This is a genomic window from Paraburkholderia sp. SECH4 (assembly GCF_030511745.1).
GTDB classification, from domain to species: Bacteria; Pseudomonadota; Gammaproteobacteria; order Burkholderiales; family Burkholderiaceae; genus Paraburkholderia; species Paraburkholderia madseniana.
In genome coordinates, this window is the sequence record NZ_JALOCP010000040.1 from 18,140 (window position 1) to 40,718 (window position 22,579).

The following is a 22,579-nucleotide window of genomic DNA, read 5'->3' on the forward strand; positions in this document are numbered from 1 at the left end:
GGATGAGGGCATTGCTACTCAACTTCTCCGGAGCACTGTGAGTTAGTTGTTGTGCGAAACGGTGACGACCGGGGCGCCGGTGATGTCCAATCAAGCTGTCCTGAGCTACCGTACGGCGCCACACGAACTTATATCAAGGAATGCCCCGATGCTGGCTTCACCAATAACCCCCACTGTCGATTTCGACGCCGATGGCGAGCAACATGGGTTCTTGAAACTGCCGTACTCACGGGACGATTCTGCGTGGGGTGCGGTCATGATTCCGGTTGCGGTCGTGAAACGTGGTGAGGGACCAACTGTCTTGCTTACGGGCGGCAACCACGGGGACGAATACGAAGGCCCCGTTGCGTTGTCGAAGCTTGCAGGCGAGCTTCGCGCACATGACGTGTGTGGACGGGTCATTATCATTCCGTTCATGAACTATCCGGCGTTTCAGGCCGGTACGCGCACTTCGCCGATTGACGCGGGCAACCTGAACCGCAGCTTCCCTGGCAGGCCCGACGGCACCGTGACGGAGAAAATCGCTGACTACTTCCAGCGGTGCCTGCTCCCGCTTGCGGATTACGTGCTCGACATTCACGCTGGCGGTCGCACACTTGATTTCGTGCCATTTGCCGCAATCCACGTGCTCGACGACAAGGCTCAGCAGGCGCGCTGCGAGGCCGCGATGCGAGCATTCGGTGCCCCGTACTCGATGCGGCTTCTCGAACTCGACAGCGTCGGAATGTTTGACACGGCAGTCGAGGAGGCTGGCAAGGTGTTCGTATCGACGGAACTCGGCGGCGGCGGTGCGTCAACGGCGAAGAGCGTCGCTATTGCTGACCGGGGCGTGCGTGGCTTCTTGCGGTACGCCGGCATCCTGGAGGGTGATGGGCAACCGGGTACCGAGCGGCGCACGACGACACTCCTCGATATGCCGGACGGATCCTGCTACACCACCAGCAACCACGGCGGATTGCTGGAGATGTGCCGCGATCTGGGCGAAACGGTTACGTGCGGCGATGTCCTGGCACGCATCTACGACACGAGTCGCACCGGCGTGCCGGTGGTCGAATACAGAGCACGGCGAGACGGGATTGTCGTAGCCCGACACTTTCCTGGGTTGGTGAAAGTCGGCGACACGATCGCGGTTGTTGCAATAGTCGTCGAGCGCGATGTAGTAGTGGCCGGCTGAGTTGTTCTCTGAGACGCGCGATTGCTGCTATCGCGGCTATGGGCTCGCGTCGGCCCATTCAACCTGTAACCTCTTCTGTAAAACAATCCCGATGTCTCAACTTGCACCGATTGACCTGGGTGGAATATATGGCTCTGGTGCAAATAGGCAGTTTTGACGAGATTTCTAGTATGAGCAGGATACCTTACCCGAACCGCTGCCGATCAATTCTATTCGTTGATGACATAAGGATTCCTTGTCATCGCGGAACTTTCTTGCCGTGGCGACCTGATCGCGAAACAACCGACAAACGTCTATCTCCAGTGACCCGAACGAGAAGGCGCACCCTCGGTGCTACGACTTGTCGACCTTCAAGTCACCAGGACGTCTCAGATTTACCGATTCACCGGCTCGTTCAGCACATCCATAGGCGATAGAAGACGGGGAGCAGCAATGTTGCGACAAGTTTTCTATCATGAGCCAGTGCGCTATGAAAACGTTGCTACCCACGCGGTCGACAGATCGGACCATCGGACGGGCGACCCGATGCGGTGTTGGCAGGTTTTTCATGCCTAACCTCAATGTTGGCGACTAGACGACGCGGATGATCGTAGTGGCCGGAGCCGGTCCGCCATGCATGGCAAGGGAGTCGAGATGTCTCACGAACTCTACATCCAGGCTCTTAGCGCGATGTTCCTGTTCTGGAATGGGGCGCGCATCCTGACGTACCTTCCGACCATCGGAAAACTCCTCGCGAGGGAAGCAGACGTGCGCAGCCACAGTCTGCTCAGTTGGGCGAGCTGGGCTCTCAGCAATGGCACGTTCGCACTTATGCTCCTCGAAATGAGCCGGGGAATTCCGAATGGAATGTTCTGGATGAATCTGGCCAACACGCTGATGTGCGTGATCGTTTCGCTCATCATCCTCTTCAGGAGGTTCCCTCGGCTGCACACAAGTGTGAGCAAAGTCTATCGACAGATCAGACGAAATGAATCGAAGGCCGGCGCCGTGCCCGGACGGCCGGGGTTGCTGCATCTGGGTGCAGGAAGCCCGGCTGTGTACGCCAATCTTGCCGTTGATCCAGTACCGGCCGCACCGCCTACGCGTTTCGGACGCACCGGGTTTTGGGTTGCGTCGGCAAGCGCATTGGCCGTCGGCGTCGTGGGTGCCGTCACCTATGATGTCTGGCCCAACCATGATCAGAGCGCCCACGTCGAATCGAAGACGAGCACACAGCAGGTGCTCGGGATAACCCGACCGGCATCGGCAACGCAACAAGTGTCTTCGTCCGGTCCGGTCAAGCCATCAACCGCAACTCCTGCTCGCGCAACCGCAATCGCCCGTACCGCACTCGCCCCGCCTACGCCTTCCACTTCGTTCGAACGCCGCGCGGCACCTTCCCGGGCTTCTGCTGCACCGCGGCCAGCTACAGGGCGGCCTGGCAAAGCGGGCAACGGCGTGCCCCAAAATCGTGGGAATTGGGCGTCGCACTTTATGGCAAGCGTGCGGCAGGCGCTCGGCATCACCCGATCGACACCGCCAAGGCGACAGACGTCTTCGACCGGTCGTGGCGCGCCATCATCGTCGGCTTCTTCTCGCGGAACCGCCGTTTCCCGTGTTGAGATCGCCCGGCACGTACCTTCCGTTCCGTTCGATCGCGGCGCTGTGCCTTCCCGGGATTTCGCTGCACCGCAGTTTGCTACGGGGCGGCCCGGTCGTGCGGGCGATTTCGCCACGCAGGATCGCCTCCGTTCGGCGCAGTACGTTCCAGTATATGAAGCGCCGCCAACCGTCGTCTTTGAAGCGGCTCCCGTCGTATACGAGCGCCCCCCAGTCGTGTATCAGGAGCCTCCCATCGTGTACGCGCAAGTGCCCGTTGCCTACGGCCACGGATATGAGGCCGAGTACAGGGACCGCCGGCAATGGCACGACAATGGCTGGCACAAGGGCTGGAAACATCATAAGCATGAGGAGGACGGCGATTAATGCCTGCCACCCAGCAAACTGCCTCCGCATACCCTGGCTGGTCCCTTCAACTGGTCGTAGCTAGGCGCGCATCTCTCGTTTCGGCACCCGGCGCGCAGGGCGCCGCAGGCCGGGCGTCACTCGCGATTCGGTCCGACCTCGAGCTTTCGACGTTGCGCGCCGCGCATCCCAACATCCCAATGTAATCGCCGTGACGATGGCGCAATCCCCGCGTTGGAACCCGATCGCCCGCGCAGCGCTGGAGGCGGCGCTGGAATTTGCCACCCGTCCCGATCGTTCTCTCCGTGGAGCTGTAACGGCGGTAACGATTTCGATCGGCCAGCAGCCCCGCGTTCGCGAATTTGCACGTTCGAACGGAGTCAAAAGTGCAACAGACCAGCGATGTCTGGTTCGAGGGCGATCCGCAGCCGATCTGCGTGGATCGCACCTTGCGAGGAGGTAAGATGAATTCGACCATGTTCCGGATTCTCGCCGGGACGCTGGCAAGCCTGATCCTCGGAGCGTCATCGGGCGTGCATGGTGAGGGCGAGGTCCAGCCGGCGCCGCAGGCCGTCGCGCCGTTGACGGCAGAGAAGCTCGATCAAATGCTCGCGCCGATCGCGCTCTATCCTGATCCGCTGGTCGCCCAGATCCTGATGGCGGCGACCTATCCACTGGAAGTCGTCGAAGCCGATCGCTGGGTTCAGCAGCCGGGCAACTCGGCGCTCCAGGGCGGGCAGTTGACTGACGCGCTCGAGCAGCAGCCCTGGGATCCGAGTGTGAAGTCGCTCGTGCCATTTCCGCAGGTGCTGAAAATGCTCGATGACAACCTCGAGTGGACCGAGCGCATTGGCGACGCCTTTCTGGCCAGCCAGCCGGTGGTCATGGATTCGATCCAGCGCCTTCGCCAGCGTGCGCAGGCGGCAGGCACGCTGCAGTCGATACCGGAGGAGGCGGTCAACCAGGTCGGGCAGGACATCACGATCCAGCCCGCCAGCGCGGACACCGTCTACGTTCCGGTCTACAACCCGACGGTTGCCTATGGCGCCTGGCCTTATCCCGCTTATCCGCCCGACTATTTCCCAAATGACTTCTACGACGCGGTGCCCGGTCCGTTCGGCTTCGGCTGGGTGAGCGTAGCCATAGTCGTCCCGCTGTGGGGTTGGGAGCATTGTGACTGGCATCGGCACCACATCGACCTCGACCGCGACCGCTTCGCCGACCTGGACCGCCACCATAGGCCGTCGGGGGGCGAGTGGACGCACGATCCGTGGCATCGGCGCGGCGTTCCGTACCGCGACCCGGTCGTGCAGAGCCGGTTTGCGTCGAACGCCGCGTCGCCGGATGCGCGCCCGGCCTCGCGCGGAAATCCGGCAGCGTTGGCCGTTCCTTCATCGCGCACCGTGCCGGCCGTCGCGGGGATGCCGGGGAGCGCGCATCCGCAGGCGGCTCCGGTGCCTGCGCCGCAGGGTCCTCATGCGCAGACGCCTCAGGTATGGACGGCGCCCCGCGCACAGGTACCTCACCCACCGCAGGTGCCCCACGTACAGGCGCCTCAAGTACAGCGGGCGCCTCCAGCGCAGATGCCGCACCCGATGCCGCGGCCAACCGCTGTGGTGATGCTACACGTCGCGCCAGGCTTCGTACCGTCCGGTCGCGGCCTTGGCATGCAGGCGCCAGCCATGCCCGGACGCGTCAGCGGCATGCCAGCGCCCGTATTCCGTCCTGCGGGCGGGGTGGCGCGGCCGGCGACGTCGGACGGCGCCAGGACACGCTGAAGAGATCAGGCCGACGCGCCAAGCTCCGCCGCGTCGCTACCTTGCCAGTTGGTCTTGCTGCTCAGATGCCAGACGTTCGCTGGTGGCGCATTCAGCCAGACTGTTTTGATGCGGTGCCAACACAACCCTACGGGGGCCGTAAACGGGACTCTCGGTTGATACGTGAACTGCACAAGACGTCGAGCCCGGTCCGCGTAAAGGAGTTCAGCGAATGCGGCAACCGTGGGTTCGACGACATCAGACGAAAGCGAACGAAACGGCAGTCCGGACACAATAATAGTTTTCGCTGGCAGGTCTTGAAGGACCGAAGCGTTCGCATGGAATGCGCCGCCGACCACATGCGCCTGTGGAAATCGCCCTCTCAGTTCGGTGGCCAATTGATCTCCGAGTTCGAATACGATCAGCCGCGCTGACGGGTGCCGACGCACGAGAGAGTCCGTCACAACTCCGGTGCCGGCCCCCACCTCGACGATCGCCTCGAAAGCCTCAACGCCGTCAGCCATGGCATCGGCGAGACAACGCGACGAGGGAGCCACTGCGCCTACGGTTGCAGGGCCTCTTAACCATTGCTTGAAAAAATTTAGGCTCATGCGAGGAAAGAACACGACGTCGGACGGTCTACAAATGTACCCCAGTCGTGATGCAATTGCGGAAACCGCCTCAAGAATATCAGGTAGTAGTTGACGCGAAACCGACTGAATCGTTACGAATTTGCCATGCGTACCTTTTTCGCGGATGAAGGACCCGTGCTCGCCGGTGCAGGCGAACCTGCGCTAGCAGAACGTAAGTGGGCTTCGAAATATTCCGCCCGATGTCGCGTAGGAAGCCGCTTTCTGGCTCGCCGCGCTTCCGCAGCCCATCGTGATCTTGTTGAACCAGCCGCTGTCAACTCTGTCGCGCCATACGACCGGGTGGCAAGTGGAATTTTTTTAGGTACAGCGGGAATATTTGAAGGACAGCGGTCGTTTAGCCTCCTCTGGCGCCTACTCGCGGAGCAATTTCTCAACAGTCAGACTAAGGAGGGTAGTCATGTCACAGGTTTCTTGGGGCCTCAAAGCGGCGGCCGTGATCGTCCTCGCCGCCGGTTTCACAATCGGGCATGCCGCTGACGATGATGCTTACGTCGTCACACCACTCGTGTCCAACCTGGCAGGCGCTGCCCCGAAGGTCGACGGGGTACTACAGAACGCCTGGGGTATTGCCTTTAGTCCGGCAGCAAGTCCATTCTGGATCAACGACAATGCCACAGGCTGCTCCACGCTGTATGACGGCGAGGGGACAAAGGTGGCGCTGCAGGTCTCCATCCCGCTGCCAGGCAATGTCATACCGACCAGCGCCTGTCATCCCGTCTTTCCCAACAATCCATCGAATCCCACGCCTGCGGCGCCGACCGGAATCGTGTGGAATCCCTCATCGGCGTTTCTCGTGCCAGGTACCTCGATCCAGGCCGCATTCATCTTCGCGACCGAGGATGGCACGATTTCCGCTTGGGCCGGTGGGTTGAATCCGCCGACCAACGCCGTGATCGCGGCCGATAACTCGTCCTTTCCGTCCGCCGCCAGCGGGGCCGTCTACAAGGGTCTCGTCTTCGGCGTAAACGCAAAAGGAGGTTTCCTGTTCGCCACGAACTTCCGCTCGGGTCGGATCGACGTATTCGGGCCGAACGGTACGAACGGCTTGTTCACGTCCGTGACGACGGACGGCGGCTTCACCGACCCGGACATCCCGGCCGGCTACGCGCCGTTTGGTATCGCGAACATCGATGGCGACCTTTTTGTCACCTATGCGCAGCAGAACGATCAGAAGCACGACGATGTTGCAGGCAGAGGTCATGGATTCGTCGATGTATTCGATACAGACGGCCACCTGCTGCACCGCTTCTCCAGCCGGGGGGCGCTCAATTCGCCCTGGGGCATCACGCGCGCATCGTTTGCATTCGGCCGCTTCAGCGGCAAGATCCTGATTGGCAACTTCGGCGACGGCCGAATCAATGTCTTCAACGATGACGGCACGTTCGTCGATCAGTTGGAGAATCCGTTCGGCAATCCAGTGGCTATCGACGGGTTGTGGTCTCTGACACTCGGTGGCGGCCGCAACTCGAACTCGGACACGCTGTACTTCTCGGCAGGTCCTAACAAAGAGACCAATGGACTGTTCGGTACCATAGCTCCATTGAGCGTCTCCAAGTCGCGAGGATCCGATCAGCACAGGCAATAGCCGGCAGTCGCGCGTGGCTCCCTGCGCAGCTTCCTGGCGATCGACACGCAGTTGTTCGAATGCAGGTCTACGCCACAATAGTTCATGTCGACCTCCGTCGGGTCAGAGTGCGTTTCGCAAACTGACTTTAACCCCGTCGCTTCACCGCGACGAGGAGGCCGGCTGGCACTGTCACGTTGCTGAGATGGTCGAGTTAGATCGCGTGATGAAGAATGAAGAATCGCTTTAAATTTAACGTGACAGCGCCACGGCCGAAGCTGCATTATCCGCACAACAAGCGGCACGACGGCATCGTAGTGATTGATTTCGCGGTCGACGCGCTGTACGTCAATGCTCCAGATATGCATGGCGTTACTCGGCTCAGACCACAGTAGTTCGAGTCATTGAACCGTGATCGTTTCCTTCATGTCGGGGTGGTCCCCACAATAGACCTTGTAGATCCCGGGCTTGTCGAACTTGTACGAAAACGTGTCGTCTTGATCGAGGTCATACGAATGAAAGAGGCCCACGTCAAAGGCGCCTACGTCGTGGACTATCGTGTGCGGCTCCGCATCGAGATTCATCCACGTGATCGTCGTGCCGGCCTTGATCGTGTCGGACGAGGGCGAAAACATCAAATTCTTTATCGTCACGAGAGAGTCGCTCGCGCTTTGTGCGGACGCCGTGACTGTAGCTCCAGACGCTACCAGGCAGAACACGACCGCAAATACGGATTTCGGTAACGAATGATTTTTCACAATGATCTCCTCGAAGCTTATGCAGTTGCTGAATCGTGAAGCGGGGCGACACCGGGATGGCCGGCGAACGAGACGGTCGTCACGCCAAGCATTCTTGGCGACTGGTCGCGCGCAACCGTCAGCGGTACCGGGCCTGGGCCATTCCCGGCGGTAGGTTGAGGAAAGGCAGTGGAGCGAGCCGTATGGAAGGTGATGTTGCCTCTGCCATGGAGAGATGCATGACGTTGACGATTGATGAAATGAACACCGTCACGGTCGAAGCTGTAATAGCCTCTGTTATCCGAGACCTTGCCAAACCGGCAGAAATATTCCGCGCTGGAATCATCCGTTGCGTCGTGATCGCCCGGGACGGTATGAAGTTCCGGGACCGTTAATTCGAACAGGAGTTGGGATGCGAGGTCGAACTCCTGAGCTTTCGAGAGGCGGGTGATATCGCCTGTATGAATGGCCAGAGCAGGTTTCGTGGGCATGCTCTTGACGAGATCGATGGTCTGCTTGAGTGCTCCCGACACATCAGGGTTGGCTTCATTGTTGAACCCGATGTGTGTGTCGCTGATCTGCAGGAACAACGGTTTGCCTATGTCCACGGACTGTCCGTTCTTTTCCTGCGCTATGGCCAGGTCGATGGGCGTGAGCACGCCGCCGGAAAGCGTGAACAGTGTTCCGAGTCCGCCATAGGCCATGCACCTCAAGGCCCTGCGACGTGAAGGATCGGATGGGTTCTGTGACGACATGAGATTCTCGCAAGCGAATCAGCAAGCTGAGCGGCCGGATCGCCTGGGAAGAAACGGGCGCCTTCAGTAGGGAGTACCTGCCCGATTGGAGATTTATTCCCACTACCTGAGCTCGCCAGGCTTGCGAAGTCGCAGAATGTCTGCGGGCTTCGCGGTGTCGGGAGACCGTAGCCGGGTGTCGATTGGCTACAAGCCGCCAATGCGGAAAGCTGACGAGGCGACAGTAAAAGAGGAACTGGTCTGAAAAAGGGGATATTTGCGGCGCAGCAGCGTGGGGCGGCCTGACGGCGTGAACGATGGACACCGTCAGTGCAGGAACGCGCCCTCTACGTATCGAACGGATTCCGAATCGACACGATGTAGCAAGGTAGTTAAGAATGTGCGCATCGAGACGGCTGGAGAGGAGAGGTTGTCACACATTCCCTATCCTTAATGGTTGCGGCCGGCGCAGATGGTATGGCGACGCGGTTGCAATGCAGCAAGCGATTCGGCGCGGGAGCGCCGATGCGCCGGCAAGATCCGTCTCGTCGCCGCCACCTGCGGATGCTAAAGTCCTTGCAGCCGCCGGCTTTCAACGAAAAGAATGGGACCGTCATGCCAAACAGAACCTCCTTGCTCCAGCGCGCGGCAGCCACTGCTGCTTTCTTTGTGCTGATCGCAAGCCATGTGGCCCGCGCCGAAGATAGCGTCGCGCCGGTTCATCCGGCCGCTCGCGATATTGCCCAGGAAGAGCGCAACCGCGCGCTAGTCGTGAACTTCTACGATGCGGTGTTCAACAGGCACGATCTCAGGACTGCTAGCACCGTGCTCGCACCGAATTACATTCAGCACAATCCGCATGTGCCAACCGGGTCCGCGCCGTTCATCAGCTTCTTTACCGAATACTTCAAGCATGCCCCCGATGCCCGTTCGGCCATCGTGCGCAGTGCGACCGACGGCGATCTCGTCTTTCTGCATGTTCACTCGACCAGCAACCCGCAAGACCGCGGCAACGCCATCGTGGATATCTTCCGCGTCGAGCATGGCAAGGTCGCCGAGCACTGGGATGTGATTCAACCCGTGCCCGAGCAGTCGGCCAACGACAACACGATGTTCTAGTCGATCCGGCGAAACACGCTGTCTGCCGCGGGCCTCTCCTCGCGCCAGACAGCGCACCGCGGTTTAGTCGAGGCTGCCGAACACCGCTGTCAATCGAACTAAAGATGCAACCCCCTCGGTGGCCGAAAGCCACACCAATCAACGAACTGGTCGCATTGGCTCAATTGATCGCACTTCGGTTCCCCTTGATCTCACTGTTGCACTTGAAACGACGCACCTTTATTCCCGCCATTCGACTGTCCGTCCAACGGGAAGCCGCATCCGGACCGGTTTGGCTCTGATCAAGAAAACTCGCAAAAACTCGGGCAAGTTGCACAGGCGCGCTCGAAATCGCGGCATGCCGCCACGTTCGATGCTCGGGAATAAAGCGGACGCTGGCGTGGTTAGCTTAGTGTACGCAGCACGATCCGCAGGTCGCAGGGTTCCGCTACCGATAGCTGATCGTCGTGAGCTGCGGCAGAAATGGAAGGAGGCGAACATGAACATCGCCGAGAAGTCCCTGCGGTTCCTGGTAGAAAAATGGCTTACGCCGACACCGACGACGCGGCTCCGCGTAATTCAATTCGGCCGTACTGGTTGCGAGAGGAGACGCTATGTGCGCGTCGAGGCCTTGGCCCCAAGCGGTTCGCATGCGATTTTCTTCTTTCGGCACGATGACGGCTGCTGGTGTGTATTTCCGCCTGCGATTGCACGGCCGGCATTGACGGGTCGTCGGCTTGCAGCGTAGCGGAGCTGCGGTGCCGATCATCAGCAAGCTCGGTACGCCGACGTTCGGTGGCGAGCATGCCCGCGTCGGCCCGTGCCGTGCAGGTGAGGGCGGTGCGTAGGCGTGGACCGTGTCCTTCAAACGCTTCGGTTTGCGGTCCTGCCGCCGCAGTGCCGCAGGTTCGGTCGTCGTTCGTCATGCGTCCCTCGATGTTTTTCTGGTGGCACTGTGATGGCGGTAAGAATCACTGGGTACTTCAACTCGCGGTAGATCTAACCGTAGGACCATCGCCAGAGCGGCGATATTCGCATTCATTTTCTTCAGTTCGAAGCTGGAATAAATTTCGAGCGACTTCGGTATAGGCTGGGAGAGCATGCCAGCGATCGAGCAGACGGTCCGCCTGCAAATTCGCGGTGCATGAACGAAATGCGCCGATCCGGCGCGTGGTTGGAGACAGGAGAGCACCGCGATGCTCGAGAGCAGGTCCACCCGCACAGCGATACGCAAAGGCGACTCCGTATTCAAGCCAAACACACGTCCACCGCCATTTAATACCGGTGACATGATTCCGCAAAGCGAAGTGCCTGAACACATTAGTATCGATCGCGGCCCGCTAATGCCAAACCGAACTTCATAAACGTAGTTAGACGGGCTCCGTAAAGTCGATGAACAGCGTTCTGACGGGCGCCACGTCGGATTCGCCGCAACATGTAAGTCATTCGAAACCCAAGTTGTTCGTCGCGCCGATGCGCTCCCTGTCCAGTACTCGTGTATGCCTGAGGTCGATGATGAAATCGCTGCTGAGTCACCATGAGATCGCCATTCTGTTTCTACTGCTCGATGCGCCCAACCAGGTCGCACCTGGTGATCCAGATGCAATCGCTCTTCAAGAAGCGAGGCTCGTCGAAATTGTACCTACGGCTTTCGACGATGGCAGATTTCGGGTAACGCCAGCTGGGGCGGAACTACTCCGTCGTCTTCGCATGACAGCGGATTGAAGTACAAATTGGTTCGAGCCGCAATCGGCGACCGCGCACGGGTCGTAGCCGCCGATCGTCGCGGTGATAGCGAGTGCTGGTTCCCAGCGAGAGGGCGTGCGTCGCTACCGGCCTCCGCGTCCTTAAGGGCTTTGCGCACCGTCGTTTATTGCACTGAAAACGAGTGACCCCCGATTTCAGCGGCCTCGAGTTGCTAATCGGGAATAAAACGGACTTTGTCGTGGTTTAACCAGTACACGCCGGACGGTTGACAAGGATCAAGGAGATCCATGCAACTCGTGCGACGGGACGTTCCAAAAGTGGAAACTTGCCGTACTGTATTTTGGAATACTAAGTAAACTGTGAATTGGAGCCGCCATGATGAAAGCACTCATTCCCGCCGTCGTTCTCGCTTCGGCTTTGGCCGCGCCGGTCGTATCGTTCGCCCAGCAATCGAACGCGCCTGTGACGCGTGCGCAAGTGCGCGCCGAGCTTGTCCAGCTCGAAAAGGCAGGCTACAACCCGGCTAATGCCGACGATACCGACTATCCGGCCGACATCCAGGCCGCAGAGGCTCGCGTGGCGGCACAAAATGCGAAAAATGCGACCGCACAGGTCCCCGTAGCTGACACCAGTGGACTGGGTGGAGTGGTCAGCGGTTCGTCGGCATCCGGTGCCCCCGCAGCCGCCCGCCCCGCAGCCCATGATGGCACGAAGCCGATTTACTTCGGCACCCATTAAACAGTCAGGTGGGACGAGCCGCTGGCGCCCCATCCGGTCGCCGAGCATCGTCCTCTGAGCGCGCAGCACCGCTGCGCGCCCCCATTCCCAGAACTGGCCCGTTTCGTTGCATGCCCGGCACATGCAACAGGTCTTCTAGAACTTGTGACGCAGGCCGAGGTTGACCATTTCCTGCCTGCTGGTGCCTGCGTATCCGTACGAGCCGATCGAGGCTTGCGCCGCCGTTGTGCCGCCTGTGCCATTGCCGGTTTCGCCGCTCGCATGCTGATAGGCGGCGGTCACATACACATCGGTGCGCTTCGAAAGGGAATAGTCAGCGCCGAGCGAGACCTGGTGATACGTCGCGGAGGTATCGCCACTCGATTTTGTATAGCTGTAGCCCAGGCCGACCAGAAGGGCCTTGGTGGCTTGATAGTTCACGAATCCCTGACCCGTGTTGTACTTCTCGTTCGAAGCGAACACCGAAGCGCTGTCGCGGCGGTACTGCGAGTTGCTGTAGGCGGCCCCGAGCGTGAACTGCCCAAGCGTATATTGGCCTGCGACGCGGGCAATCCCGAGCGAGTGTGCGGTCTGGTATCCACTGTTGATCGGGCCATCGAACGTACCGTCCGACGTGCTGTTCCAACCCGCTGTCGGACTGCGTGGGCCCGCCGACGCTGGACTGTTCGCTGCATAGAAGTAACCGGCGGCGAGGGCGATCGGGCCATTGTTATAGGCGGCGGCCGCCGAATACGATTGCTCCGAGCCGGTGCTGCCCGCAATGCCGCCGAACGAGTACATCGCTTCAAACTGCAGACCCGACCAGACCGGCGACGTGTACTTGACCGCGTTGTTCACGCGGAAGCTGTTGTCGTAATTGTCGACGTCGCCCGCGGTTGCGAATGCGCTGCCGAAATAGTTGTCCTCGGTGATGCCCTGTACGAGATCGATCAGCGGATCGTACTGGCGGCCGAGCGTCACGGAACCCAGCGAATCGCTCGTCAAACCGACGTAGGCCTGCCGCCCGAATAGCCGGCTGCCTTGCCCCAGTTTGCCGGTGCTCGGATCGAAACCGTTTTCGAGCTGGAAGATGGCCTTCAGGCCGGCGCCAAGATCTTCCGTTCCCTTGAGGCCCCAACGTGTACCCGACAGATTGCCTGCACTACTGTTACCGAGAGCCCAGAGATTCTTGTCGCCCTGTGCGTTGTGCACGTAGGTCAGCGACGTGTCGATCGTGCCGTACAAGGTCACGCTGCTTTGCGCATGCGCGGCGCCGGCGGACGTGAGCGCGGCCAGCGAAATTATCGAAAAGGTGGTGCGTTTCATCTCATCTCCTGCGTTGGACGTCAATCCTCATGCAGAGAGACTAATCGCGTAAAACAATAATGTAAAAAGTTGAAATACAGATCGTGTCCGATATGCGACACCTGACAATTAACTATCCTTTCAATTAATGAAAAACAGAGTTGACCTTATCAAGGAATATGTCCGAAATAGCCTGAAATTCGGCCGAATTCCGTCCCGCGAAAGCAGAAAGCATGCTTGCCGTTTGCCGTTTGCCGTATCCGTAGACAGCCGATGCCCACGCTTAACGCGGCTTCGGCCGGATTTTTTTGTCGGAAGCGTTCGCCGAACTGGGCGGTTTGCTCACAGCCGATGCCCAGAAGATAGCGTTCCGCCCAAGCATTGCTGCCTGGGCGCTCAGCAACCGTCTGAAGAAAGCGAGCCCTTGCGGCGTACCAGGGAAGCGCTTAAGGGCTCTGGGTTATGGTCCCCGTCAGGGGAATCCCGAGCAGCGTCTTTTCAATTGGGTACGACGGCGGCCGACGGTTTGACCGCGTAACGTTCGCGGCCAAATTTAAAGCGATAGCTGATTCTGGTTGTGAAGTTAACCGATAGATGATCTTTTTTGGATTAAGGTGACAGGTGATTTTGGGTATCAGCTTATGCTTTATTCGTCAACGCCTTCACACACCGAAAGCCCGCGTACACATATTGGTAATGCGGTTGAAACCAGTTCCGGAAAGCCGGCCGCAACATGCATTGCGCGGTGCGTGCCGAACCGCCTTTGATCACGTAGTGCTGCCCGTCGAAAAAGTTGGCGGAGTAGCCCGGATAAAACGGAAACGCTTCAAAACCCGGCAGTGCGTCGAACACCGTTGAGGTCCACTCCCAGCCATTGCCGAATTGACCTTCCACGCCGAACGCGCTGACGTTGTCCGGATATGCGTCGACCGGCTGCGGGTCCCAGCTACGAAAATCGAAATTTCCCGATGCGGCGTGCGGTGCGCCATGTGTGGCGCGTTGCCATTGCGCTTCGCTGGGGAGCGTCTTGCCGGCCCAGCGCGCGTAGGCGCTGGCTTCGGCGTGGCTCACGTACGCGGGCCAGTCGAGCGGTAACGGCACTTCGTCGAACATCGTGCGCAGCATCCATGCGCTGTTCTGATCGCTCCCGGTTTGCTGCGACCAGCAGGCGGGATGCTCGATATGTTCGGCTTCTTTCCAGGCCCAATCCTTTTCCGTCCACCACTTCGGTTCGCGATAGCCGCCCGCTTCGATAAACGCCCGAAACGCGCCGTTCGTCACCATATGACGGTCGATCTCGAACGCCGGCACGTCGACGCGCTTTTCGCCGAACTCGTTGTCCCAGCCGAAATGGCCACTTTCGCGCGACATGCCGAGCACCGTTGCGCCAGCCGGCACGCTGACCATCGACGACAACGCCGGCCGCGGCTCAGGACGCGTGAGCACCGGTTCCCGCAACCCGGTGACCTTCTGCGCAAGCGGCAACTGATGCAGCATGTACGCGAGCGTTTCGGCATGCATCAGCCGATGCTCGATCGCGACGTTCAGCAACTGCTCGGACGCGTCAGCATGGGCGCCCTTGCGACCGACGCGTGCGGAGTCGCTCAGCGCGTCGAGTTCGCGGTCGATCTGCTCGCGGGCGCGCAACCCGTAGGCACGCACGGCGTCGAGCGAGGGCCAGTCGCTGGGTTGATCGGTCGGAAAGCCGCCGTCGACAGGATCGATGCCGAAAGCGAAGAGTTGGTCGAGGTGAGGATCGAATGCCGGCAGATCGCAGAGGCGCTGATCGAAAAGATTACGATCGAAAGCTTCCAGATGGCCGACGTAAAACACGATCCGGTGGCGCTCACGGATCGGCCGTTCGTACAGAAATTCGGGTTTGACGATAGAAAACAATGCGTCGGTAATCTGACGCGCGTCGATTAGACGCTGGACGAGCGGGTGATGCGGGGCGGGGTCGCGATTCATTTCGCCAGGTCTCCTTGCGGGGGACGGACTAAAGACTGTACCCGCTCGCAGGAGCCATGCCAAGACGAATGCGCGCTAAAAAACGGATAGCCGGGGACGTGGCGGCGCGGGCCAGGTCCTGCGCGTACGGCTTACACCTTCTGCAGGCCCTCCAGATCGACGATCCGGATGTGTTTGCCTTGTGTGTCGATCAGGCCGCGCTTTTGAAATCTTGACAGGGTGCGGCTCACGGTTTCGAGCGTCATGCCGAGGTAGCTGCCCATGTCCTCGCGCGTCATGCGCAAATTGAATTCCGCCGATGAATAGCCGCGTTGCGCGTTGCGCTCCGACACGTCGAGCAGAAATGCCGCCACGCGTTCGTCCGCCGAAAGGGAGCCGAGCACCATCATCTGCCCGGCTTCGCGGACGATCTGTTCGCCCAGCAGTTTGTGCAGGCGGTCCTGCATCGAACTGATTTCACGGCACAGGGATTTGAGGGCGGGGTAGGGAACGATACACACGGTGCTGTCTTCAAGCGCGACGGCGCTGCATGCATGTACGTCTTCGCTGATACCGTCGAGGCCGAGCGCTTCGCCGGCAAGGCGCAACCCTGTGACCTGTTCGCGGCCGTCACGGTGGGCCATGACGGTTTTCATGGAGCCGGAACGCACGGCGTAAATATTGTCGAAGCGGTCGCCGCTGCGGTACAGCGCTTCGCCGCGCTGCACGGAGCGCGCGCTGCAAATGAGCGCTTCGAGTTTCGTTAGTTCTTTGGCCGACAAGCCTTGCGGCATGCAGAGCGCCCGCATCGAACAACTCGAACAACGAGCGGCGGTGCGCGCAGTTGCCCTCACCGGCGCGGCACGACGGCCGCCACGCGCCGGCGACGGGATCGGAATGGAATCGGCAGCGCCGGCGGAGCGAGTCACAGCGGTAGGAGTAGGCATGTTCTGCAACCATTTGTCAGAGTAACAACTGATTGTCCCACCGCCCATGCCCCCCGTTTAGCGACAAAATGACGCGTTCGCGCGGTTAGGCATCTTGAGCGATGTCACGCTCGCATTGCTGCTTGTGGTTATGGACTGCTATGTATCGTGGCGAGCATGCTCTGCTCTGATTCTGGAGATATAGCGCTGCGCGTGCCGCCTGATACGGCAAGCACACGCTTTGCAATGTGTGTCACCACACGTTCAGGCGTCTTCACTGACTTTGCCGGCCGCGGAGGGGATCAGCAGTACCGGCAAGGTCGCCTGACGCACACAGCGCTCTGCGACGCTGCCGAGAATCAGGCGCTGAAAACCGCGCCGGCCATGCGTGCCCATCACCAGCAGATCGGCGTTGAAGTCGGCGGCGGCTTTTAGCACGACCACCGAAACGTCGTCGAGCGAGGAGGCTTCGCCCACGATGAGCTCCCCCTTGACGCCTTTCGCTGCCATGGCCTGGGCGAATTCCGCGCAGAGTTCCTTGCCCTCTTCGACGAGGCGGTTGCGCAGAATGGACGGGTCATAACCGGGCGCTTCGAAATACATCGGGGTGTTTTCGACGACGTAGAGCGGCTGCATGACAGCGCCGGTGGATTTCGCCAGCGCGAGCGCTGCTTCGAATGCGCGGCGCGAGGTGTGGCTGCCGTCGACCGCTACGAGGATGCGTGTGTACATATCGACTCCGCGTCTGAAGGATTGGGATGCCGCGGCCATTGCGCACGGCCGGGCTCATTGACGATTTATCTCCGATACCAGCGTAAATGATCGCTGAAAAAGGTGCATCCTGTCAGGATGTAAATCAAACACTTGTCAAATTTTGCGATAGCGGCGCGTCACCCGGCAAACACCGTGCAGCAGGCGTTTGCGGCATTCCTGTCAAGCCGGGGTGCCTATGTTAAATCAAGATAGGGTCAGGTTTGCCTTACAATCAGGACCTACTCAGACAAGCTGCTTCAGCACCGCTGATGAACGAGCGCAAAACGACGGGCTTGCCCGACAAGATCTACGGCGACATCCTCAATCGCATTCTTGAAGGCGAGTACAAGGAAGGCGAGCGGCTGCCTACCGAGCATGCGCTAGCCGAACGCTTTGCGACGTCGCGGCCCACTGTACGCGAGGCTTTGGCGCGCTTACGCGCGGACGGGATCATCATGACGCGGCACGGTTCGGGCACCACGGTCGCGCGGCGGCCGGACCCGGATGTGCGGCGGTTCGCGCCGCTCGAAACGCTGTCCGACATCCGCCGCTGTTATGAATTTCGCATCGTGACCGAAGCGGGCGCGGCCGAACAGGCCGCGCTCAAGGCCGATGCGGACGACATCGCCGCGATCCAGCATGCGTGGGACCAACTGGAACGCATCATCGAAACCCGGGGCATCGGCGCGCAGGACGATTTCATGTTCCACCTGGCGGTGGCGCGCGCCTCGAAGAACCCGTTTTTCATCACGGTCATGTCGTTCATCGAAGAACAGATTCTGTTCAGCATGAATCTGTCGCGCAATCTTTCGCTCGTGAAAACGGTGGAGCGGCAGCGGCTCGTGCAGGCCGAACATATGGCCGTGCTCGAGGCGATCCGCCGTAAGGACGGCCCTGCAGCGGGGAAGGCGATGCGCGCGCATCTCGAGAATGCGCTCGAGCGGATGTTCGGTTCCTGATATCCCGCGTGTCTCCGCCGCGGGGCGCAAATACCAGGTAACCAGGTAACCAGGCTGCCGGTCTGCTTTAGCCGGGCAACCGCGACCAGCCCGCCGTGACCAGTCCACTGCAACTAGCCCATTGCATCCGGACTGCCCGCAAACGGGTCACCGCAACCGCGGCCCCAGTGGTGCCCTGCCGTCAGGCGGCGGCAGCCATCGGCCCGAACAGGGCGGTGCGGGTCTTCGGACTGACCGCGATATCCAGCGCCACGGCCCGTTCCACGCCGATCTGCAGGGGTGACCCGAGCCGGCTGATGTCGATCCCGGTCTTGCGCAGGAGCCGTTCGATCGGCGTGGTGGTCACCGTGACATAGCGGGTGATGCCCATCCGGTCGGCGAACGTCACGAGTTCGTGAATCGCCTGCATCGTCAGGTCGGCAAAGCCGAACGACTGTTCCTCGCCGCTGGTTTCGATCGCAAACCGGCTCAGTTCCCAGATATGCCGCCCGACCGGTGCATCCGCGCCGTGGAGCAATTGCGGGAAGGTGTCCTTCAGCATGTTCGGCCCTTCCGTCGGCATCAGGCGCCAGCAGCCCCGTACGTGCCGATCGTCGCCCTGAATCAGCATGTAGTGCGGCCCGAGCGCGTCGTAGCCGTCGATTTCCATGCCCGCGATGGTCGGGATATCCCACCCGAGCCGCCCGTGAAACACCCGGGCCCGCAGGCGGTACATCTCGTTGATGTCCGCGTTGTCGAATTCCTGCCGCATTCCAATCCGGATTGCTGTTTGCATGACGTTCTCCTGAACGTGTTGGGGTACCCAATACGCAAGAAAACTTATGCATTTTGAATCTTTCCGCCACCTACCTACCTGGATAGGTGTGCATGCTTATCGGATAACGCAGAATTCGAGATAAGCCTCAGCCCTCAACCGACGGGACACAAAAATGGAACTTCTCGAAAACCACTGGCAAGCGCAACCTTCGGTCCAAACCCGCCCGGCAGAGCCGTCATCGGCGGTGGATCGTGTTCTGATCATTGCCTACCGCAAGAAGAAGAAGGAGAGCCAGCGCCGCTTCTGGGCACGCTTTGGCGTGACGCAGTCGCGTGGCAGCCGGTTCGAATCGGGTGCCGAAATTCCGGCGCCGGTGTCGATCCTGCTGGGCCTCTACTTCACCAAAACCGTTTCCGACGCCGATCTGGGACGGGCTGAGCGGGTGCTGTACAGCCGCGACGCCGTCGCCTTGCTCAACCCGGGTCAATAAGCCCCAACTGCGTGGCGATCACGGCCGCCGCGCGCCGCGAATTCACACCGAATTTCGTCCTGATGTTCTTCATGTGGAAGTTCACAACGGCTTCCGAGCAGCTCAGGATATGGGAGATTTCCCAGGTGGATTTGCCGCGCGCGGTCCATTTCAGACATTCGCGTTCGCGCGGCGTCAGCTTGGGCAATAAAGTCTGAGTGTGCGTATTCAAATGGCGCTGACTGGTATCGATCACCAGATCGCGCAATAACACCAGATTCGGCAACGCGACGTTGATGTGACGCCAGAACGCGTCGGTCGGATTGCTGTCATTGACGAAGCACATCATGCCGGCTTCCTGGTTCGGCCCATGAATCGGCAACGTCACACCTGAGCGCAGGCCGTGCGCGCGGGCTTCCTCATACATCGACTGCTGCGGTGCGGTCGTAAAAATGTCCGGCGACCAGATCAGCGGCGCGGCGCGTGTCGCGCAATGCGAGACAGTCGGGTCGATATGGACGAGCCCCTGCTCGTCGTAGGTGCGCCGCCAGGCCGGTGCGTAGGTGCTCCGCACATAGGCGTCTTCAAGGCGAATGGTCGGGCGCGGCAGCATGGCAATCAAAAGCCTGTCGAAGCCCCATGTGTCGGCCAGGCCCGCGATCGCGCCGAACCATTCCGCTTCATCTGCGGCGTTCAGTAGCGGCGCCATTTCCTCGATAAAATGTAGCGACAATTTGGTTCTCTCAGACTCGCAAACGTCCCGTTGCGGTTAATTGCGGTACGGCGATCCGTCCGGCTGTTTTTATCTTCACAATCTATCACTAAAAATTATTTCGCAAGCCAAGGGTGATTTCTAAAGAAACGCCACCGGCGCTAGTTCTGCAACCAGGCGAACGAATTACTCCTTATATCGGATTTCTTCGACCTGATTAACATTCACGGGTCGATAAAGTGGGTAATTTTCTCGTAGTGGCCTTTTTGATGCATTTGATTTGCAACATTATTGTCAAACCACTTTGAATGACCGTGCGTGTCGAAATTCCGGACAAAACCACGCTAATTACCCAATTGACGATTTCCACCTGGCCCTTTGCCATTCTCTAACACCCGCCTGTCGCCGTCTATTGTCATACGAAAGCGACGTACCGGACTTTGCCGGCTTTGGCTTCTTCGCATCGACTTCGACTCAAGATGGCGCGATGACATCTTACTCAGGTTGTTTGACAACATTGCGAACCCGGTGCTAACTTGAACGCCCAGTCCCCGTGCGTTTGAGGCGTCATGAACGAATCCCCGATTCTCGACAGTGAGTTCGTCGCGTCGGTGATAGCTGTGCCACCGCTTGCACGCCGCGCCGACTACACGCTGGACGCCGCCGAAAATCGCGCGCTGATCCGCCACATCGAGGCTGGCGGCGTGCGCACCTTGCTGTACGGCGGCAATGCGAACCTCTATCACGTGGCCGTCAGCGAGTATCGGGACTTGCTGGATCTACTGGCCGACGCAGCGGGTGCAGGCACGCGCGTAATCCCGTCAATCGGTCCCGACTACGGGAAAATGGTCGATCAGGCCCGTATCCTTGCGCAAACCCGCTACCGTACGGCGATGGTGTTGCCGCTGAGCGGTTTTACGACGTCCGAAGGCGTGGAGGCGGGGCTCACGCGCGTCGCCGACGCGGTGGGCATGCCGCTCACCCTGTACATCAAGAGCGAAAACTACGTGGAGCTCGACACGCTCGCGCGATTGATCGAGCGCGGCACGCTGCTGGCCGTCAAATACGCGATCGTCCGCGACAATCCTGCGGAAGATCCGTATCTGCGCCGACTTGTGCAAGCCGTGCCTGTGGCCAAGGTGGTGTCGGGCATGGGCGAGCGGCCTGCGCTCGTCCATCTGCGCGAGTTCGGTCTGGCCGCATGGACAACGGGTTCGGGATGCATTGCGCCGCGCATGGTCATGGCCCTGCTGCAAGCCGTCAGAACCGGTGATACCGGCACAGCGCAGCGTCTCTATGACGCGTTCCTGCCACTCGAAACCCTGCGTGACGAAATCTCGCTGATCCGCGTGCTGCACGATGCGGTCACGTTCTCGAAGATTGCCGACATGGGGCCGATCCTGCCGCTACTCAGTTCGACGCCGCCCGAACATCATGCGAAGATCGATCATGCGGCGCAGGTCCTGCTCGCGTTGGAGCGTCAGTTCGCGCAGAAGCCGGCGTCGCATTGACCTCGCAGCGGCCCCGATTACAGGTGCGTGCGCGGCGCGCCGGCGTGCAGGACACAACGCGCGTCGACTCGCTTTTCCCCTCAACTTCCATCGTTCAAAGCCTACGCATGATCGACACCAGCCGACGCTATCCCGATCCCTCCATTCGCGTTCTCGATCCGCGCTTCACGTCGCTGATCCTGGCGTCTGCTTCCGCCGAGTGTCTGTATCAGGGCGCGCGCTGGTCGGAAGGGCCGGTCTGGTTCGGCGACGGCCGTTATCTGCTGTGGAGCGACATCCCCAATGACCGTATCCTGCGCTGGGATGAAACTAGCGGCGCGGTGACCACGTTTCGCCAGTCGTCGAACAATGCGAACGGCCACACGCGCGACCGCCAGGGCCGCCTCGTGACCTGCGAGCACCTGACGCGGCGCGTCACGCGGACCGAGTACGACGGTTCGATTACCGTGCTCGCCGACCGTTACCTCGGCAAGCGTTTCAACTCGCCGAATGACGTGATCGTGAAGTCGGACGGTTCGATCTGGTTTAGCGATCCGACCTTCGGCATCGACAGCTTTTATGAGGGCGAGCGGCAGGAGTCGGAACTGCCCGCGTGTGTTTACCGCATCGACGGCCAATCGGGCGAGGTGACCATGGTCGCCGACGACGTGCTGGGTCCGAATGGCCTCGCGTTTTCGCCGGACGAGTCTGTGCTGTACATCGTCGAATCGCGTGGCGTGCCGCGCAAGATTCGCGCGTTTGATGTCGACGCCAGCGGCGAGCGGGCAGTACTGTCGAACAACCGCGTACTGATCGACGCCGGGCCGGGCACGCCGGACGGCTTTCGCGTCGACACACACGGCAATCTCTGGTGCGGCTGGGGCATGGGCACCGACGAACTCGACGGCGTGCGCGTCTTCACGCCGCAAGGCGAGCCGATCGGCCATATCGCGTTACCGGAGCGCTGCGCGAATGTGTGCTTCGGCGGACGCCATCGCAACCGGTTGTTCATGGCGGCGAGCCACGGCTTGTATTCGGTGTATGTGAATACGCAGGGCGTCCAGGGCGGGTGAGCGCGCAAGGCGTGCGGGCAGCCTGAGTGCGCAGTGCAAGTGCAGGTTGCTTGACAACTAGCTGCCCGACTTGCTTGCCGACTCCGGGTTTGCCCTTGGATAA

Annotated in this window: 20 protein-coding genes; 11 read left to right on the plus strand and 9 right to left on the minus strand. The window is 60.3% G+C overall.

Going from position 1 to position 22,579, the window contains the following annotated elements; genetic code table 11:
- Positions 1-148: 148 nt before the first annotated feature.
- The 3 genes from doeB (at position 149) to M0D67_RS34610 (ending at position 4,896) form a co-directional block, all read left to right on the plus strand.
- Positions 149-1,174 (plus strand): N(2)-acetyl-L-2,4-diaminobutanoate deacetylase DoeB, encoded by a 1,026-nt coding sequence (doeB, locus tag M0D67_RS34600; protein WP_266241452.1) that lies wholly within the window; start codon positions 149-151, stop codon positions 1,172-1,174.
- Between the two features lie 633 nt (positions 1,175-1,807).
- Positions 1,808-3,139, plus strand: coding sequence for a hypothetical protein (locus tag M0D67_RS34605; RefSeq protein WP_266241454.1), 1,332 nt, complete (start codon positions 1,808-1,810; stop codon positions 3,137-3,139).
- 365 nt (positions 3,140-3,504) lie between these two features.
- Positions 3,505-4,896: a DUF3300 domain-containing protein gene (locus tag M0D67_RS34610; protein WP_266241456.1), complete on the plus strand. Its 1,392-nt coding sequence runs from the start codon at positions 3,505-3,507 to the stop codon at positions 4,894-4,896.
- A 5-nt stretch (positions 4,897-4,901) separates the two neighbouring features.
- Here the strand turns inward: M0D67_RS34610 and M0D67_RS34615 are convergent, their stop codons facing one another.
- Entirely contained in the window at positions 4,902-5,399 is a 498-nt protein-coding gene (locus M0D67_RS34615; protein ID WP_166618157.1) for a class I SAM-dependent methyltransferase, read from the minus strand.
- Between the two features lie 526 nt (positions 5,400-5,925).
- Between M0D67_RS34615 and M0D67_RS34620 the strand changes: the two genes are divergently transcribed.
- A complete protein-coding gene (locus tag M0D67_RS34620) occupies positions 5,926-7,113 on the plus strand; it encodes a TIGR03118 family protein (protein WP_266241458.1) in 1,188 nt (395 codons plus the stop codon).
- Between the two features lie 380 nt (positions 7,114-7,493).
- On the opposite strand, the gene M0D67_RS34625 is transcribed toward M0D67_RS34620, so the two are convergent.
- Both M0D67_RS34625 and M0D67_RS34630 read right to left on the minus strand, forming a co-directional pair.
- On the minus strand, positions 7,494-7,802 hold the full coding sequence (locus M0D67_RS34625) for a plastocyanin/azurin family copper-binding protein (protein WP_154559223.1): 309 nt from the start codon (positions 7,800-7,802) through the stop codon (positions 7,494-7,496).
- Between the two features lie 65 nt (positions 7,803-7,867).
- Positions 7,868-8,584, minus strand: coding sequence for a metallophosphoesterase (locus M0D67_RS34630; RefSeq protein ID WP_266241460.1), 717 nt, complete (start codon positions 8,582-8,584; stop codon positions 7,868-7,870).
- Between the two features lie 594 nt (positions 8,585-9,178).
- Here M0D67_RS34630 and M0D67_RS34635 point away from each other — a divergent pair.
- The 3 genes from M0D67_RS34635 to M0D67_RS34645 all read left to right on the plus strand — a co-directional run bounded on the left by M0D67_RS34635 (position 9,179) and on the right by M0D67_RS34645 (position 12,106).
- Entirely contained in the window at positions 9,179-9,682 is a 504-nt protein-coding gene (locus tag M0D67_RS34635) for a nuclear transport factor 2 family protein (RefSeq protein ID WP_266241462.1), read from the plus strand.
- 478 nt (positions 9,683-10,160) lie between these two features.
- On the plus strand, positions 10,161-10,409 hold the full coding sequence (locus tag M0D67_RS34640; RefSeq protein WP_171925974.1) for a hypothetical protein: 249 nt from the start codon (positions 10,161-10,163) through the stop codon (positions 10,407-10,409).
- A 1,337-nt stretch (positions 10,410-11,746) separates the two neighbouring features.
- On the plus strand, positions 11,747-12,106 hold the full coding sequence (locus M0D67_RS34645) for a DUF4148 domain-containing protein (protein ID WP_266241532.1): 360 nt from the start codon (positions 11,747-11,749) through the stop codon (positions 12,104-12,106).
- A 135-nt stretch (positions 12,107-12,241) separates the two neighbouring features.
- Here the strand turns inward: M0D67_RS34645 and M0D67_RS34650 are convergent, their stop codons facing one another.
- The 4 genes from M0D67_RS34650 to M0D67_RS34665 all read right to left on the minus strand — a co-directional run bounded on the left by M0D67_RS34650 (position 12,242) and on the right by M0D67_RS34665 (position 16,995).
- Entirely contained in the window at positions 12,242-13,411 is a 1,170-nt protein-coding gene (locus M0D67_RS34650; RefSeq protein WP_266241464.1) for a porin, read from the minus strand.
- A gap of 618 nt (positions 13,412-14,029) precedes the next feature.
- Positions 14,030-15,358, minus strand: a complete 1,329-nt coding sequence (locus M0D67_RS34655) for an SUMF1/EgtB/PvdO family nonheme iron enzyme (RefSeq protein ID WP_266241466.1) — start codon at positions 15,356-15,358, stop codon at positions 14,030-14,032.
- A gap of 131 nt (positions 15,359-15,489) precedes the next feature.
- Positions 15,490-16,146 (minus strand): helix-turn-helix domain-containing protein, encoded by a 657-nt coding sequence (locus tag M0D67_RS34660; protein WP_266241468.1) that lies wholly within the window; start codon positions 16,144-16,146, stop codon positions 15,490-15,492.
- A gap of 381 nt (positions 16,147-16,527) precedes the next feature.
- Positions 16,528-16,995, minus strand: a complete 468-nt coding sequence (locus M0D67_RS34665; protein ID WP_154559128.1) for a universal stress protein — start codon at positions 16,993-16,995, stop codon at positions 16,528-16,530.
- Positions 16,996-17,285: 290 nt separating this feature from the next.
- Between M0D67_RS34665 and M0D67_RS34670 the strand changes: the two genes are divergently transcribed.
- Entirely contained in the window at positions 17,286-17,975 is a 690-nt protein-coding gene (locus M0D67_RS34670; RefSeq protein WP_054040669.1) for a FadR/GntR family transcriptional regulator, read from the plus strand.
- Positions 17,976-18,156: 181 nt separating this feature from the next.
- On the opposite strand, the gene M0D67_RS34675 is transcribed toward M0D67_RS34670, so the two are convergent.
- Complete coding sequence (locus M0D67_RS34675; RefSeq protein ID WP_093637295.1) at positions 18,157-18,750, minus strand: acyl-homoserine-lactone synthase; 594 nt, start codon at positions 18,748-18,750, stop codon at positions 18,157-18,159.
- A 154-nt stretch (positions 18,751-18,904) separates the two neighbouring features.
- On the opposite strand from M0D67_RS34675, the gene M0D67_RS34680 reads away from it, so the two are divergent.
- Positions 18,905-19,222 (plus strand): XRE family transcriptional regulator, encoded by a 318-nt coding sequence (locus tag M0D67_RS34680; protein WP_154559127.1) that lies wholly within the window; start codon positions 18,905-18,907, stop codon positions 19,220-19,222.
- Here M0D67_RS34680 and M0D67_RS34685 read toward each other — a convergent pair.
- The gene (locus M0D67_RS34685; RefSeq protein WP_154559220.1) at positions 19,206-19,910 is read right to left on the minus strand and encodes a LuxR family transcriptional regulator; all 705 of its coding nucleotides are present in this window, start codon (positions 19,908-19,910) and stop codon (positions 19,206-19,208) included. The genes M0D67_RS34680 and M0D67_RS34685 overlap by 17 nt on opposite strands.
- 572 nt (positions 19,911-20,482) lie before the next feature.
- Here M0D67_RS34685 and M0D67_RS34690 point away from each other — a divergent pair.
- Both M0D67_RS34690 and M0D67_RS34695 read left to right on the plus strand, forming a co-directional pair.
- On the plus strand, positions 20,483-21,424 hold the full coding sequence (locus M0D67_RS34690) for a dihydrodipicolinate synthase family protein (RefSeq protein WP_266241471.1): 942 nt from the start codon (positions 20,483-20,485) through the stop codon (positions 21,422-21,424).
- 107 nt (positions 21,425-21,531) lie between these two features.
- Positions 21,532-22,476 carry an SMP-30/gluconolactonase/LRE family protein gene (locus M0D67_RS34695; RefSeq protein WP_266241473.1) on the plus strand — a complete coding sequence of 315 codons (945 nt, stop codon included), beginning with the start codon at positions 21,532-21,534 and terminating at the stop codon, positions 22,474-22,476.
- Positions 22,477-22,579 lie beyond the last annotated feature (103 nt).

Bases quoted from the DNA above. Each gene is read 5' to 3' on its own strand.
- M0D67_RS34620 (WP_266241458.1), top strand. From the start codon at position 5,926: ATGTCACAGGTTTCTTGGGGCCTCAAAGCGGCGGCCGTGATCGTCCTC.
- M0D67_RS34695 (WP_266241473.1), top strand. From the start codon at position 21,532: ATGATCGACACCAGCCGACGCTATCCCGATCCCTCCATTCGCGTTCTC.
- M0D67_RS34680 (WP_154559127.1), top strand. From the start codon at position 18,905: ATGGAACTTCTCGAAAACCACTGGCAAGCGCAACCTTCGGTCCAAACC.
- M0D67_RS34685 (WP_154559220.1), bottom strand. From the start codon at position 19,910: ATGGCGCCGCTACTGAACGCCGCAGATGAAGCGGAATGGTTCGGCGCG.
- M0D67_RS34605 (WP_266241454.1), top strand. From the start codon at position 1,808: ATGTCTCACGAACTCTACATCCAGGCTCTTAGCGCGATGTTCCTGTTC.
- M0D67_RS34670 (WP_054040669.1), top strand. From the start codon at position 17,286: ATGAACGAGCGCAAAACGACGGGCTTGCCCGACAAGATCTACGGCGAC.
- M0D67_RS34665 (WP_154559128.1), bottom strand. From the start codon at position 16,995: ATGTACACACGCATCCTCGTAGCGGTCGACGGCAGCCACACCTCGCGC.
- M0D67_RS34615 (WP_166618157.1), bottom strand. From the start codon at position 5,399: ATGGCTGACGGCGTTGAGGCTTTCGAGGCGATCGTCGAGGTGGGGGCC.
- M0D67_RS34675 (WP_093637295.1), bottom strand. From the start codon at position 18,750: ATGCAAACAGCAATCCGGATTGGAATGCGGCAGGAATTCGACAACGCG.
- M0D67_RS34690 (WP_266241471.1), top strand. From the start codon at position 20,483: ATGAACGAATCCCCGATTCTCGACAGTGAGTTCGTCGCGTCGGTGATA.
- doeB (WP_266241452.1), top strand. From the start codon at position 149: ATGCTGGCTTCACCAATAACCCCCACTGTCGATTTCGACGCCGATGGC.
- M0D67_RS34635 (WP_266241462.1), top strand. From the start codon at position 9,179: ATGCCAAACAGAACCTCCTTGCTCCAGCGCGCGGCAGCCACTGCTGCT.
- M0D67_RS34660 (WP_266241468.1), bottom strand. From the start codon at position 16,146: ATGCGGGCGCTCTGCATGCCGCAAGGCTTGTCGGCCAAAGAACTAACG.
- M0D67_RS34630 (WP_266241460.1), bottom strand. From the start codon at position 8,584: ATGTCGTCACAGAACCCATCCGATCCTTCACGTCGCAGGGCCTTGAGG.
- M0D67_RS34640 (WP_171925974.1), top strand. From the start codon at position 10,161: ATGAACATCGCCGAGAAGTCCCTGCGGTTCCTGGTAGAAAAATGGCTT.
- M0D67_RS34645 (WP_266241532.1), top strand. From the start codon at position 11,747: ATGAAAGCACTCATTCCCGCCGTCGTTCTCGCTTCGGCTTTGGCCGCG.
- M0D67_RS34650 (WP_266241464.1), bottom strand. From the start codon at position 13,411: ATGAAACGCACCACCTTTTCGATAATTTCGCTGGCCGCGCTCACGTCC.
- M0D67_RS34655 (WP_266241466.1), bottom strand. From the start codon at position 15,358: ATGAATCGCGACCCCGCCCCGCATCACCCGCTCGTCCAGCGTCTAATC.